The organism is Micromonospora sp. CNZ296 (assembly GCF_007827635.1).
Genome location: NZ_VISW01000017.1, coordinates 103,586 through 117,710, shown reverse-complemented (window position 1 = coordinate 117,710; position 14,125 = coordinate 103,586). Strand labels below are relative to the sequence as shown.

Here is a 14,125-nt window from a genome sequence, read left to right as displayed (position 1 = left end):
CACCTTCGCGCTGAGCCGGCCGATTCGCTCGCTGCGCTCGCTCATGACGTCACTCCGCTTCGCTCCGTGCCGCCATGAGGCACCTTCGCGCTGAGCCGGCCGATTCGCTCGCTGCGCTCGCTCATGCCGTTCCCTCCAGCGTTGCCGAGTCGGCGGCGCTGCCGGTCGGTGGCACCGCGCCGACGCCGAAGAAGGCCCGCCGGCGAAGCTGCGCCCACCGCCCGCCCGGTCCGCGGTCGCGACCCCGGAGCTGGGCGCCGCTGACCTCCGTGCCGGCGTGCCGGGCCGCCTGGTGGGCGGCCTCCGGGAGCGACCGTACGCCTTCCACGCCGGGCAGGACAGGCCTGCGTTCCGGGACCGCGCCCAACGCGGACAGCACGGTGGGCAGCAACGCCGCCGCGGCTATCGCGTACCCCTCGGCGGAGGGGTGGAACCGGTCCCAGGCGAACATCCGCCCGGGCTCGGCGGCGAACCGCGGCCCGAGCATGTCGCCGAGCGAGACGGCACGGCCGCCGGCCTCGACCACGCCCACCGTCTGCGCGGCGGCGAGCTGGCGGCTCCAGCGCCGGGCCAGCCAGCGCAGCGGCGGCTGGATCGGCCGGATGGTGCCCAGGTCGGGGCAGGTGCCGACGACCACCTCGCAGCCGGCCGCCCGGAGCGTACGGACCGCGTCGACCAGGTAGCGCACCGCTACCGAGAACGGTGAGCGGTTGGTGACGTCGTTGCCGCCGACCAGGATCACGGCCACGTCCGGCTCGACCTCCAGGGCGGATTCGACCTGCGGCTTCAGCCCTGAGGACAGCGCACCGACCACGGCGAACCGGTGCAGCCGGACCGGCCGGTGCAGGCGGCGGGACAGCCCGGTGGCCAGCAGCGAGCCCGGTGTCTCCCGGCGCCTGTGCACGCCGTACCCGGCCGCTGAGGAGTCGCCCAGGATGACCATGGTGATCGGCGGGCCGGGCAGTCTCGCGCCGTACACACCGTCGCAGCGCGGCGGCGGGGCCTGCGCCATCGGGATGGTGCGGCGGGCCTGCCGGGCCTGGCCGAGCAGCACCCCGCCGGTGGCGGCGGTGGCCGCCACCGTGGCGCCCGTGCCGATCGCCGCGAGGCGGGCGATCTGCCGGGCGCGCTGCCGGCGGACCGGCGCGACGGAACCAGCGTCCCCCATGAACCGACAGTATCGCGCCGGTACGACCACTGCTGTCCTTGATCGGATGGCTGGGCGGTGCCCGGATCGGGTACCGATGGGTGCAGCGGACGCGGGCTTGCCACCGGGCCGCACCATGGTCGGGCGGAGAGGGGCGAAATCATGGGGAAGACGTTGAAGCGCAGTGCCGCGTTCGCGGCGCTGGCCCGGGCGCTGGCGGCGGGCACGCGGGGCGGGCCGTCGCTCGGGGCACGGCTGGCGGCGCTGCCGCGGATGATCCGCGCGACCACCAGGGGCGAGTACGACGGTGGCCTGCGCCTGGCGCTGATGGCCGGGGCGACGGCGTACATCGTCTCCCCGATCGACCTGCTCCCGGAGATCCCGCTGGCGATCTTCGGGCTGGCCGACGACGCGGTCATGGTCACCTGGCTGGCGGGCAGTGTGCTCGCCGAGACCGAGCGGTTCCTGGAGTGGGAGGCACGTCGCAGCTCCGTCATCCCCGGGCATGTGGTGCCCTGACGGCACGTACGCTGGTCGGCGAACTGACGGCTGACCGACCGCCCCACGACGGCGGCGCGACGAAGGGCACAACGAGGTGCAGTACTACGACAACGTCGTCGAGCTGATCGGCAACACCCCGCTGGTACGCCTGCGCAACGTCACCGAGGGCATTCAGGCCACCGTGCTGGCGAAGGTGGAGTATGTGAACCCGGGCGGCTCGGTCAAGGACCGGATCGCGATGCGCATGGTGGAGGACGCCGAGAAGGCGGGCATCCTGCGGCCGGGCGGCACGATCGTGGAGCCGACCAGCGGCAACACGGGCGTCGGGCTGGCCCTGGTGGCCCAGCTCAAGGGCTACCGCTGCGTCTTCGTCTGCCCCGACAAGGTCAGCCAGGACAAGCAGGACGTGCTGCGCGCGTACGGCGCCGAGGTGGTGGTCTGCCCGACCGCCGTCGCGCCGGAGGACCCGCGCTCCTACTACAACGTCTCCGACCGGCTGGCCCGGGAGATCCCCGGCGCGTGGAAGCCCAACCAGTACAGCAACCCGGCCAACCCGCGCTCGCACTACGAGACCACCGGTCCGGAGCTGTGGCGGCAGACCGAGGGGAAGATCACCCACTTCGTCGCGGGCGTCGGCACCGGCGGCACCATCTCCGGCATCGGCCGCTACCTCAAGGAGGCGTCCGAGGGCCGGGTCAAGGTGATCGGCGCGGACCCGGAGGGCTCGGTCTACTCGGGCGGCACCGGCCGGCCGTACCTGGTCGAGGGCGTCGGTGAGGACTTCTGGCCGGAGACGTACGACCGGGGGATCGCCGACGAGATCGTCGAGGTGTCGGACAAGGAGTCCTTCGAGATGACCCGCCGGCTGGCCCGCGAGGAGGGTCTGCTGGTCGGCGGCTCCTGCGGCATGGCAGTGGTGGGCGCGCTGGAGGTGGCCCGCAAGGCCGGCCCGGACGACGTGATCGTGGTGCTGCTGCCGGACGGCGGCCGGGGCTACCTGTCGAAGATCTTCAACGACAAGTGGATGGCCCGGTACGGCTTCCTTGACGACTCGGGCACCGAGCCGACCGTCGCCGACGCGCTCACCGGCAAGCCCGGTGGCCTGCCCGAGCTGGTGCACGTGCACCCGACCGAGACGGTCCGCGACGCCATCGACTACATGCGCGAGTACGGGGTCTCCCAGCTCCCGGTGCTCAAGGCCGAGCCGCCGGTGGTGACCGGTGAGGTGGCCGGCTCGATCGCCGAGAAGGACCTGCTCGACGCGCTGTTCACCGGCCAGGCCCACCTGCACGACACGATCGAGCGGCACATGGGCGAGCCGCTGCCGATGATCGGCGGCGGTCAGCCGGTGAGCGAGGCGGTCGGACTGCTGGAGAAGGCGGACGCGGCGCTGGTGCTGGTCGACGGCAAGCCCAAGGGCGTGCTGACCCGCCAGGACCTGCTGGCCCACCTCGGCGCCCGCTGACCCTGCGGTGTAAGGAAGGCCCCCTTTTAACACTCGGTGTTAAAAGGGGGCCCTTCCTCTACCGGAGGCGTTAAGAAGGGGCCCTTCCTTACAAGCGGCGGGCGTAGCGGAGCTGGGGGACGAGCGCGCGGCCGATGTGCTCGTCCCGCTGCTCACCGGTGGCGGTCCAGCCGCCGCGCTCGTAGAACCCCCGCGCGACGGCGTTGTCCCGCAGCACCCACAGCACCGCGCGCGTCCATCCCCGGGCCCGCATCGCGTCGAGCGCGTCCACCATCAGCGCCCGCCCGGTGCCCCGGCCGCGCTCGGACGGCTCCAGGTGGATCGCGTTGAGCAGCCCGCTCGCCGGGTCGCCCTCGTCGTCCGGCCCGAGGTAGCTGAAGCCCACCAGCCGCCCGTCCCGCTCGGCCACCGTCATCCGGTGGTCGGCGCCCTCCCAGGTCAGCCGCTCCACCCAGTAACGGCCCATCGCCTCGGGCGTCGGGTCGGCGAGCGCCTCGGGCGGCAGGAACGACGAGTACGCCGCCGTCCGTGAACGCTGGTGCAGGGCGCCGACCGCCATCAGGTCGGCCTCGGTCGCGGAACGTAGGGAGATCGTCACCCGGGCGACGGTACCCGCCGGGGCGGCACCTGCACCGTCTGGAGATCCTCGGCGATCACCAGATCACCGGAGAAGTGCTCCCGGGCCTCGTCGTGGAACCGGCGCGGGTCGGCGTACCGCTGGGAGAAGTGGGTGAGCACGAGCGTGCGTACCCCCGACTCGGCCGCCACCCGCGCGGCCTGACCGGCGGTGAGGTGCCCGACCTCGGCGGCGAGCGCCGCCTCCGACTCCAGGAACGTCGACTCGATCACCAGCAGGTCGGCGTGCTCGGCCAGCGCGTACACGCCGTCGCAGAGCCCGGTGTCCATCACGAACGCGAACCGCTGCCCCGGCCGGGTCACGCTCACCTCGTCCCGGGTGACGCGGCGTCCGTCGCGGTCCAGGTGCCCGTCGCGCAGCAGCCGCCCCACGTCCGGACCGGCGATGCCGTACGCGGCCAGCCGCTCCGGCAGCATCCGGCAGCCGTCCGGCTCGACCAGGCGGTACCCGTACGTCTCGATCGGGTGCCGCAGCCGGCGGGCCTCCAGCGTGCCGATGCCCAGCGTGATCCGCTGCCCGTCGGCGTCGATCGGCTCGACGGCGAGTTCGGCGGTCTCGTAGAAGCTGGAGGCGTGCCGCAGCCGGGCGAAGTACTCGGCGCCGCCGGCCGGGAAGTGCACAGCCACCGGGCGCGGTACGCGGTCGAGCGAGAGCCGCTGGATCATGCCGGGCAGGCCGAGGCAGTGGTCGCCGTGGAAGTGGGTGACGCAGATCCGGGTCAGGTCGGTGGCGGTGACCCCGGTGTGCAGCATCTGCCGCTGGCTGCCCTCGCCCGGATCGAAGAGGATCACCTCGTCGTCCCAGCGCAGCAGGTAGCCGTTGTGGTTGCGTTGCCGGGTCGGGGCCTGGCTGGCCGTACCGAGCACCACCAGCTCACGCATGGACACGGCATCCTCCGGAAGGCAAAAAGCGACCCCCGGGGCTTCCGCGCTCACGCGCGGGCCGGCTGGACTGGGCCGGCACCCCGGGGGTCGGGTGGCTGTCGTGGTTTCGCCGCACCGCTGCCACACGGTCTCGACGATCGTGCATGCCCGCCTCGCGGCGGACGAGTTTTCACTGTCGAGGACAGCGGCTAGCGGACAGCCACCTCACGAGTCCGATTGCTATACAAGTCTGGACCACCTCCTTTCCCGTGTACCGCCACGCTATCCACTTCCCGGCGGCCGCGGCAACGGATTTCGATCACAGGCGTCAGTCCAGGCCGATCGGGCCCTCGCGCGGGCCCTCTTCATTCGCCGGCTGCACTGCGAGCGACGGGAAGTCGGCCAGGTCGCCCTCCGGCTCGGCGTCCCACTCGGGGAAGACCAGCGGGCTCTGGAGGTAGAGGCAGAGCAGCTGGGTGAGCTGGTGCAGACCGTCGAGGTGGGTGCGTTCGTGGCCGTGGGTGGCGTCCACGCCGAACCCGAGCAGCGCCACCCGGGCGTGCGCCCCGGCCTCGACCGCGGCGGCCACGTCCGAGCGGTAGTAGTCGAACACGTCGCGGACCAGGTCGACGCCGTGCTCCTTGGCGATCGAGGCGAGGTTGCGGGTCAGGTGGTAGTCGAACGGGCCGACCCCGTCGCCCATCGCCAGCGTCGCGGCGGTCTCCCGGGACTGCTGGCCCGGCGCGACTACAGCCGCGTCCACCGAGACGATCTCCGCGACGTCCGGGTCCAGCCCGTGGCTGGCGCCATGACCGATCTCCTCGGTGACGGTGACCAGCAGGTGCGCGGTGACCGCCGGGGTGACACCGGCGTCGACCATCGCCTTGAACGCGGTCAGCACCGCCGCCACGCCCGCCTTGTCGTCCAGGTGCCGCGACTTGACGTACCCGTTCGGGGTGATGGTCGGGTTGGGCAGGAACGCGACGAAGTCCCCGGCGTCGATGCCGAGCGCCCGCAGCCCGGCCTCGTCGTGTACGGGCTCGTCCACCCGCACCTCGACCAGTTCCCAGCCGACGCCCTGGAGGTCGACCGCCTCGTTGTAGCGGTGGCCGCTCGCCTTCAGGGGCAGCACCTGGCCGGTGACCACCCGGTCCAGGTCGTCGGTGAAGATCCGCACGTGGGCGCCCTCGGCGAAGCGGGCGCTGTGCGTACCGATCGGGTTGACCTCCAGCCGGCCGTTCTCCTTGAGCCGCTTCACCATGCCGCCGATGGTGTCGGTGTGCACCACCACGGCCCGGTCGGCGCCGGTCGACCGGGGGCCGGGCAGACAGGCGCTCAGCGCCCCGCGACGGGTCAGCGTGGAGCTGATCCCGATCGCGGAGAGCCGCTCGCCCACGTACTGCTGGATGTGGTCGGTGCGCCCCGACGGGCTGGGGATCTCCAGCAGCTCCACCAGCACCTGGCGGAGGTAGTCGAGGTCGAGCTTGAGCGGTTGGGGTTTGCGTGCGGTCATGCCCCAGAGCCTGCCGCACCGGCCGGCGACCAGAGTCGCTGCGGTGCCCGGGTACCCGGGAAGAGCAGGTCGACGAAGCGCTCGGCGGTCGGCTGCGGCTCGTGGTTGGCCAGTCCGGGCCGCTCGTTCGCCTCGATGAACACGTGTTCCGGCCGGTCGGGGGCGGGGACCAGCAGGTCCAGCCCGGTGACCGGGATGTCCAGCGCCCGGCTGGCAGTGACGCACGCCTCGGCGATCGCCGGGTGCAGCTCGGCTGTCACGTCGTGGATCGTGCCGCCGGTGTGCAGGTTGGCCGTCCGCCGGACCGCCAGCACCTCGCCCTCCGGGAGCACGTCGTGCATCCGGTACCCGGCCTCGGCCACCACCTCGCGGGTCATGTCGTCGACCGGGATGCGGGACTCACCGCCGGTGGCCGCCGCCCGGCGCCGGCTCTGCCGCTCGATCAGCTCGGTGATGTCGTGCACGCCGTCGCCCGTGATCTGCGCGGGCCGACGCACCGCGGCGGCGACCACCTCGTGGTCGATCACCACCACCCGCAGGTCCTCGCCCGCGCGCAGCTCCTCGATCAGCACGTCCGGGCAGAACCGGCGGGCCAGCTCGACGGCCGCGGTGAGGGCCTCCGGCGTACGCACGCCGACGGTGATGCCGTTGCCCTGCTCGCCGCGCGCCGGCTTGACCACCACCGGACCCACATCGTTCAGGAACGCCACGTCGTCGGGCTCGCCGGTGGCGGTACGCCCGCGCGGCACCGACAGCCCCGCCTCGGTGAGGATGCGCCGGGTCACCCGCTTGTCGTCGCAGCGGCTCATCGCCACCGCCGAGGTCAGCTCCGACAGCGACTCGCGGGTGTGGATGGTCCGGCCGCCGGTGGTCAGCTTCAGCTCACCCCAGTGCGGGTCGGTCACCTCGACCCGGATGCCGCGGCGCATCGCCTCGTCCGCGACGATCTTCGCGTACGGGTTCAGCTCGTCGTACCCCTCGGGCATGGCGGGCAGGAACAGGCGCTCGTTGATCGGGTTCTTCCGCTTCACGCAGAGCGTGCCGGTGCGGTGGAAGCCGAGGCGCTCGTACAGCCGGATCGCGCCCGAATTCTCGGCCAGCACGGACAGGTCCACGAACGCCCGGCCGCGCTCGTCGAGCCGGTCGGCGAGCGCGGTGAGCAGCGCCTGCCCGGTGCCGGGCGGGGCGGTGTTGAAGTCGACTGTGAGGCACCACAGGCTGGCGCCCTTCTCCGGGTCGCCGAAGACCGCGACGTGGTCCACGCCGGTGATGGTGCCGACCACCTCACCCGTGGTGTCCTCGGCCACCAGATGCAGGAACCGGTCCGTGCCGGCGTTGTCCACCAGCACCTCGACCGGTGCGGTGACCATGCCGTTGCGCGCGTAGATCCGGTTCACCGCCTCGGCGTCGGCGGCGTCGCGCAGCGGCCGGACGGTCAGCCCGGGGACCTCGCCACCCTCGGTGGCGGCGGGCCGCTTCTCGCCCAGCGGCAGCCGGTACGTCAGCGACGGGTCGATGAACAGCTCGTCCGGCAGCCGGGACACCAGCACGTGCGGGTCGCGCAGGTAGATGCAGATGTCCCGGGCGCCGACCGCCTCGGAGCGCAGCACGTCGGCCACGTGCACCTGGTCGTCGAACGTCTGCCCGAACACCAGCCGGCCCCAGCCGCAGTCCAGCACCACGCCCGAGGCGTCGGCGGACGCGGTCTCCGGCTGCCGCGGCTCCGGCGTACCCGGTGCGACCGGGTCACCGCCGGGGCCGGTGAGTTCCCGGCGCCGGCCCAGCACCCGTTCCCGGTCGGTACGCGCCGTTCCGGTGGCGAGGGTGTCCGTCACGGTCAGTCGATTCCGTGGCTCTGGAGCCACATTTCCAGGAGTCCCAGTTGCCACAGCTTGTTTCCGTTCAACGGGGTCAGTTCGGCGTTCGGGTCGGCGAGCAGCGCGTCGACGTAGTCGGCGCGGAACAGGTCGCGACGGCGCGCCTCGGGCGCGGTCAGCGCGTCGCGTACCCGGTCGAGGAGCTTGCCCTCCAGGTGGGTGAGTCCGGGCACCGGGAAGTAGCCCTTGGGCCGGTCGATGACCTCGTGCGGCAGGACGCGGCGCCCGATCTCCTTGAGTACGCCCTTGCCGCCCTGGGCCAGCTTCAGCTCCGGCGGGCAGCTCGCGGCCAGCTCGACGAACTCGTGGTCGAGGAACGGCACCCGGGCCTCCAGCCCGTGCGCCATGGTCATGTTGTCGACCCGCTTCACCGGGTCGTCGGTCAGCATGACCTGGGTGTCGATCCGCAGGCCCGCGTCGACGGCGGTCTGCGCCCCCGCGCGGCCCAGGTGCGCGGCCACGAACTCCCGCGCCGGGTCGCCGTCGGCCAGCCACGCCGGGTTGAGCACCCGGGCCAGTCCGGCCGCGTCGCGGTCGAAGAACGCCTTCGCGTACGTCTCGAGCGCCTGCTCCCGGTCCACCCCGGCGAGCGGCGGGTACCAGTGGTAGCCACCGAGGATCTCGTCCGCGCCCTGGCCCGACTGCACCACCTTGACGTGCCGCGCGACCTCCTGGCTGAGCAGCCAGAACGCCACGCAGTCGTGGCTGACCATGGGTTCGCTCATGGCCGCGACGGCGGATTCCAGCGGCGGCAGCAGGTCACCGGTGGGCACCCGGATCTGGTGGTGGTCGGTGCCGAACGTCTTCGCGACCAGGTCGGAGTAGACGAACTCGTCGCCCTCCCGGCCGCCGACCGCGTCGAAGCCGATGGAGAACGTGGCCAGTCCGGACCGGGCCTGCCCCTCGCCGGCGAGCAGCGCGACGACCAGGCTGGAGTCGAGGCCGCCGGAGAGCAGCACGCCCACCGGCACGTCGGCCACCATGCGGCGGCGTACGGCTGTGGTCAGCGAGTCGAGCAGCGCGTCCTGCCAGTCCCGCTCGGACCAGCCGGCCCGCTCGGCGGCGCGGCTGAACGCCGGATCCCAGTACACCCGCTCGTGGGTGGAGCCGTCCGCCTCGTACACCCGGACCGTGGCCGGCGGCAGCTTGGTGACGCCGGCCAGGATCGTGCGCGGCGGCGGCACGATGCTGTGGAAGCTCAGGTAGTGGGCGAGCGCCACCCGGTCGATGGTGGTGTCGATGCCGCCACCGGCGAGCAGCGCCGGCAGGGTCGAGGCGAACCGCACCACGCCGGGGCTCTCGGCCAGGTAGAGCGGCTTGATGCCGAGGCGGTCCCGGGCCAGCACCAGGCGACCGGTGTCGCGCTCGCTGATCGCCACCGCGAACATGCCGATCAGGTGGTCGACGAAGTCGAGACCCCACTCGGCGTACGCCTTGACCACGACCTCGCTGTCGCCGGACGAGAAGAACCGGTGGCCCTTGGCCTGCAGCTCGGCGCGCAGCTCTCGATAGTTGTAGATGCAGCCGTTGAAGACACCGGTGAGCCCGGCGGCGGCGTCCACGATGGGTTGGCCGCTCGCCGCGGACAGGTCGATGATCTTCAGGCGCCGGTGTCCCAGCGCGGTCGGGCCCTGCGACCAGACGCCGCTGTCGTCGGGCCCTCGGTCACTCATCGTGGCCGCCATCCGCTCCACGGCCGATACGTCGGCGCGTGAACCGTCACGGCGGAACTCTCCCGCAAGTCCGCACATACGAGCCAATGCTGCCAGAGCTTGTTGCAGTTCGCCTGCTGAGACGATGACGAACGTGTGACAGCTTGCTACGATGCGCCGTCACGCAGGGTGGTTGCCTGTCACGCCTTCGGTTCCTGCCTCGCGCCCCCCGATGTCGGAAATCGGCTCCGGCGAGGCTGTGAGGAACGCCGCAGAGACGGGCGCCGGCGGCTGGCCCACGGTTCGTCGCCGATCTTGCAGTTCGGGCCCCTGGGTTGCCCCTTCTGCGGGCCTCGGGGGGCACCGAACTGCAAGATCGCGCGAGCGTGGGTGCCGCCGGCGCGCGGTGGGGCTAGCCCGAGGTGCGGGCCACTCCGACCGGGCAGCTCAGCCCGTTCGGTCCGTGGTTGCAGTAGCCGTTCGGATTCTTCGTCGGCGCCAGGTACTGCTGGTGGTAGTCCTCGGCGAAGTAGTAGTCGCCGAGCGGGGCGATCTCGGTGGTGATCTCACCCTTGCCGGCCCGGGCCACGATCGGCGCGAACGCGTCCCGCGACGCCTTGGCCGCGGCCAGCTGCTCGTCGGTGGTGGCGTAGACGGCCGAGCGGTACTGGGTGCCCACGTCGTTGCCCTGGCGCATGCCCTGGGTCGGGTCGTGGTTCTCCCAGAAGACCTTGAGCAGGTCCTCGTAGGCGATCTTCGACGGGTCGTAGACCACCTGGACCACCTCGGCGTGCCCGGTCATGCCCGAGCAGACCTCCTCGTACGTCGGGTTGGTGGTGTACCCGCCCGCGTAACCGGCCGACGTGGTGATCACGCCGGGGAGGGTCCAGAGCAGCCGCTCGGCGCCCCAGAAGCAGCCCATGCCGAAGACGGCGACCTGCGCGCCCTCGGGGAACGGGCCCTTCAGCGAGGACGGCAGCACCTCGTGCCGGTCGGCGATCGGCATCGCGATCGGGCGGCCCGGCAGGGCCTGGTCAGGAGAGATCATTTCGGCCTTCATGCGGCGGAGGAACACGGTGGGACTCCTCTCTTGGCTTTCCCAGCGTGTGCAACATCGTCGGCCCCGGGTTCCTTACCCGCCCACGTCGGCGTCAGGCCAGCGCCGCCGAGATCCGCCCGGCGAACTCCGTCGCCTCGGCGTCGTCGGCGTACCGGGTGCGCGGCCAGAAGAAGCCGCGCAGCCCGTCGCCCTTGGTCCGGGGCACCACGTGGGTGTGCAGGTGCGGTACGGACTGGGACACCCGGTTGTTCATCGCCACGAACGTCCCACCGGAGCCCAGACCGGTCTCCACCGCCACGGCGATCCGCTGCACCAGCCGGAAGTAGCCGGGCAGCGCGTCGGCCGGCAGGTCGGACAGGGTGACCAGGTGGGTGCGGGGCACCACGAGCACGTGGCCCTTGAACACCGGCCGGGTGTCGAGGAACGCGACCCCGTCCGGCTCGTCGGTCACCCGGAACGCCGGTACCGCGCCCGCCACGATCCCGCAGAACACACACCCGCTCACGAGCTCACCCTAGGCCCCACCCGGTCGACCCACCTCCGGGCGAGTGTGATCATGAGGTTGGCGGCGACAAATCGGACCGTGACCGCCGTCAACCTCATGATCGACGAGAAGCCGGCAGTGGGGCGAGGTCGGGCGGTCGCCGCTCCCACAGCTGGATCACCCGGCGCGCGGTCAACTGTCGAATACGAGGCCAGTCCTGGCGGAGCAGCGCCTCGGTCGTACTCACCGGACCAGTATGGCCGACCACCCCGACACCTTCGCGGTTGTGACTCGCGCCGGGTTGACGAGAGCGGGAGCGGGCGGGGGGCTAACGTCTGCGGCATGAGCCACGGCTTCGAGACACTCGCCATCCACGCCGGTCAGGACCCGGAGGCCCGCACCGGTGCGGTGATCCCGCCGATCTACCAGACCAGCACGTACGCCCAGGACGCCGTCGGCGCGCCCCGCGAGGGCTACGAGTACAGCCGCTCCGGCAACCCCACCCGCGACGCGCTCCAGGAGTGCCTGGCCGCGCTGGAGGGCGGCCCGGTGGCGCTCGCCTTCGCCAGCGGCCTGGCCGCCGAGGACACGCTGCTGCGGACCGTCTGCAAGCCGGGCGACCACGTGGTGATCCCGGACGACGCGTACGGCGGCACGTACCGGCTGTTCGCCAAGGTGGCCGAGCGCTGGGGCCTGTCGTACACCCCGGCGAAGGTCTCCGACCCGGACGCCGTGCGTGCCGCGATCCGCCCGGGCACCACCAGGATCGTCTGGGTGGAGACGCCGACCAACCCGCTGCTCGGCATCGCCGACATCGCCGCGCTCGCCGCGGTGGCGCACGACGCCGGCGCGCTGCTGGTGGTCGACAACACGTTCGCCTCGCCGTACCTCCAGCAGCCGATCGCGTTCGGCGCGGACGTGGTGGTGCACTCCACCACCAAGTACGTCGGCGGGCACTCCGACGTGGTCGGCGGCGCGCTCGTCGCGGCGGACCGCACGCTCGGCGAGGAACTGCGCTACCACCAGAACGCGATGGGCGCGGTCAACGGGCCGTTCGACGCCTGGCTCACGCTGCGCGGCATCAAGACCCTCGGGGTACGGATGGACCGGCACTGCGACAACGCCGAGCGGATCGCGGCCTACCTGGACGGACACGCCAAGGTCGCCCAGGTCGTCTACCCGGGCCTGCCCTCGCACCCCGGCCACGAGGTGGCCGCCAAGCAGATGCGCCGGTTCGGCGGCATGATCTCGTTCCGCGCGGCGGGCGGCGAGGAGCACGCCGTCCAGATCTGCAACCGGGCCCGGTTGTTCGTGCTCGCCGAGTCGCTCGGCGGCGTCGAGTCCCTGATCGAGCACCCGGGCCGGATGACACACGCAAGCGCTGCGGGCTCGCCGCTTGAAGTTCCCGGCGATCTCGTGCGACTGTCTGTCGGCATCGAGACGGTCGACGACCTGCTCGCCGATCTGGAGCAGGCCCTGGGCTGACCGCTGGTTGGGGAGGGTGGCAGTGCCGGACATCTTGCCGACGACCTGGGTCGGGACGACCGCGAAACAGATCGCCCGGGCGGTACGCCGTGGCGACGTCTCCGCCACCCAGGTCGTCGCCGACCACCTGGACCACGTCGCCCGGGTCGACGCCGAGCTGGGCGCGTTCCGCACGGTACGCGGCGGCGAGGCGATCACCGAGGCGGAGAAGGTCGACGAGCAGGAGGAACTGGCGAACCTGCCGCTCGCCGGGGTGCCGGTGGCGGTCAAGGAGAACACGCCGGTGGCCGGCCTGCCCACCTGGAACGGGTCGGCCGCGATGCGTACCGAGGTGGCGGAGGCCGACCACGAGGTGGTCCGGCGGCTGCGCGGCGCGGGCGCTGTCATCCTCGGCGTCACCCGGATGCCGGAGCTGGGCCTGTGGGCCCTCACCGACGACGACACCGCTGTGACCCGCAACCCGTGGGATCCGGCGCGTACCCCCGGCGGCTCGTCCGGCGGCGCGGCCGCCGCGGTGGCCGCCGGGCTGGTGCCGATGGCCCACGGCAACGACGGTCTCGGGTCGATCCGCATTCCGGCGGCCTGCTGCGGCCTGGTCGGGCTCAAGCCCGGCCGGGGCGTGGTGCCCTGCCAGCTCGGCGCGGACGACTGGTTCGGCCTCACCGAGCACGGCATGCTGACCAGCACCGTCGCCGACGCGGTGGTCGGTTTCTCGGTGCTGGCCGGCCGCCGGCCGGACAAGCTGGTCCCGCCGGAGCGGCTGCGGGTGGGCGTCTCGCTGCGCTCGCCGGTACGCGGCGTCTCGCCGGACGCGCCGAACCGGGACGCGGTCGCCGCCGCCGGCCGGCTGCTGGCCGCCGCCGGTCACGACACCGTGCCCGCCGACCCGGTCTACCCGACCCGGCTCGGCCTCCAGGGCATCGCCACCTGGTTCGCGGCGGCCGCCGCCGACGTGCGCGCCGCCGGGGTGGCGCCGCGTCAACTCCAGCGGCGCAGCCGCCGGCACGTCAGGCTCGGCGAGTGGGCGCAGCGCCGGGGGTACGTGCGGGAGGCCGACCGGGCCGCCTGGCGCGAACGGTCCGTGCACTTCTTCGCGGACAACTCGATCGACCTGCTGCTCACCCCGGCGCTGGCCGGGCCGCCGCCGGAGGCCGCCGGGTGGTCCGGCCGCTCCTGGCTGGCGAACATGTCGACCAACATCAGGTACGCCCCGTACGCGGCGCCGTGGAACATCGCCGGGCTGCCGTCGATCGTGGTGCCGGTCGGCCGCCGCCCGGACGGCCTGCCGGTCGGTGTGCAGTTCGTCGGCCCGCCCGGCTCCGAACTGCTGCTGCTCGGAGTGGCCGGCCAGTTCGAGTTGCAGGCGCCGTGGGCCCGGCACGCCCCCGGCTATCCCCGCGTCGGAACGGGGTCGCCGGCCGCCGGGTGATCGTCTAGCGTG

12 protein-coding genes are annotated in these 14,125 nt (G+C 72.6%); 4 read left to right on the top strand and 8 right to left on the bottom strand.

What is annotated here, in order from left to right; translation table 11 throughout:
• Positions 1–121: 121 nt before the first annotated feature.
• Positions 122–1,168, bottom strand: coding sequence for an SGNH/GDSL hydrolase family protein (locus FB455_RS25700; protein ID WP_030271236.1), 1,047 nt, complete (start codon positions 1,166–1,168; stop codon positions 122–124).
• A gap of 141 nt (positions 1,169–1,309) precedes the next feature.
• Between FB455_RS25700 and FB455_RS25695 the strand changes: the two genes are divergently transcribed.
• On the top strand, positions 1,310–1,666 hold the full coding sequence (locus FB455_RS25695) for a YkvA family protein (protein ID WP_013474058.1): 357 nt from the start codon (positions 1,310–1,312) through the stop codon (positions 1,664–1,666).
• Between the two features lie 76 nt (positions 1,667–1,742).
• On the top strand, positions 1,743–3,113 hold the full coding sequence (locus tag FB455_RS25690; RefSeq protein ID WP_013474059.1) for a cystathionine beta-synthase: 1,371 nt from the start codon (positions 1,743–1,745) through the stop codon (positions 3,111–3,113).
• Between the two features lie 88 nt (positions 3,114–3,201).
• Here FB455_RS25690 and FB455_RS25685 read toward each other — a convergent pair whose 3' ends face one another.
• From FB455_RS25685 to FB455_RS25655, 7 genes are all read right to left on the bottom strand, one after another.
• Positions 3,202–3,711, bottom strand: coding sequence for a GNAT family N-acetyltransferase (locus FB455_RS25685; protein ID WP_145755116.1), 510 nt, complete (start codon positions 3,709–3,711; stop codon positions 3,202–3,204).
• A complete protein-coding gene (locus FB455_RS25680; protein ID WP_013284123.1) occupies positions 3,708–4,637 on the bottom strand; it encodes a ribonuclease Z in 930 nt (309 codons plus the stop codon). Before FB455_RS25680 ends, FB455_RS25685 begins: the two co-directional genes overlap by 4 nt.
• Positions 4,638–4,941: 304 nt before the next feature.
• Positions 4,942–6,126 carry an osmoprotectant NAGGN system M42 family peptidase gene (locus FB455_RS25675; protein WP_013474062.1) on the bottom strand — a complete coding sequence of 395 codons (1,185 nt, stop codon included), beginning with the start codon at positions 6,124–6,126 and terminating at the stop codon, positions 4,942–4,944.
• A complete protein-coding gene (gene ngg, locus FB455_RS25670; protein WP_013284125.1) occupies positions 6,123–7,961 on the bottom strand; it encodes an N-acetylglutaminylglutamine synthetase in 1,839 nt (612 codons plus the stop codon). The genes FB455_RS25675 and ngg overlap by 4 nt, the downstream gene beginning before the upstream one ends.
• A 2-nt stretch (positions 7,962–7,963) precedes the next feature.
• On the bottom strand, positions 7,964–9,754 hold the full coding sequence (locus FB455_RS25665; protein ID WP_013284126.1) for an N-acetylglutaminylglutamine amidotransferase: 1,791 nt from the start codon (positions 9,752–9,754) through the stop codon (positions 7,964–7,966).
• Positions 9,755–10,067: 313 nt separating this feature from the next.
• Positions 10,068–10,730: a peptide-methionine (S)-S-oxide reductase MsrA gene (gene msrA / locus FB455_RS25660; protein WP_145755115.1), complete on the bottom strand. Its 663-nt coding sequence runs from the start codon at positions 10,728–10,730 to the stop codon at positions 10,068–10,070.
• Between the two features lie 76 nt (positions 10,731–10,806).
• A complete protein-coding gene (locus FB455_RS25655) occupies positions 10,807–11,220 on the bottom strand; it encodes an HIT family protein (RefSeq protein WP_013284128.1) in 414 nt (137 codons plus the stop codon).
• A gap of 321 nt (positions 11,221–11,541) precedes the next feature.
• On the opposite strand from FB455_RS25655, the gene FB455_RS25650 reads away from it, so the two are divergent.
• Positions 11,542–12,684: a cystathionine gamma-synthase gene (locus FB455_RS25650; protein ID WP_013284129.1), complete on the top strand. Its 1,143-nt coding sequence runs from the start codon at positions 11,542–11,544 to the stop codon at positions 12,682–12,684.
• Positions 12,685–12,700: 16 nt separating this feature from the next.
• Positions 12,701–14,113, top strand: a complete 1,413-nt coding sequence (locus FB455_RS25645) for an amidase (protein WP_030271225.1) — start codon at positions 12,701–12,703, stop codon at positions 14,111–14,113.
• Positions 14,114–14,125 lie beyond the last annotated feature (12 nt).

What these genes read in the sequence shown, in the direction of transcription:
- FB455_RS25650 (WP_013284129.1), top strand. Translation starts at nt 11,542, where the DNA reads ATGAGCCACGGCTTCGAGACACTCGCCATCCACGCCGGTCAGGACCCG.
- FB455_RS25675 (WP_013474062.1), bottom strand. Translation starts at nt 6,126, where the DNA reads ATGACCGCACGCAAACCCCAACCGCTCAAGCTCGACCTCGACTACCTC.
- FB455_RS25665 (WP_013284126.1), bottom strand. Translation starts at nt 9,754, where the DNA reads ATGTGCGGACTTGCGGGAGAGTTCCGCCGTGACGGTTCACGCGCCGAC.
- FB455_RS25700 (WP_030271236.1), bottom strand. Translation starts at nt 1,168, where the DNA reads ATGGGGGACGCTGGTTCCGTCGCGCCGGTCCGCCGGCAGCGCGCCCGG.
- FB455_RS25695 (WP_013474058.1), top strand. Translation starts at nt 1,310, where the DNA reads ATGGGGAAGACGTTGAAGCGCAGTGCCGCGTTCGCGGCGCTGGCCCGG.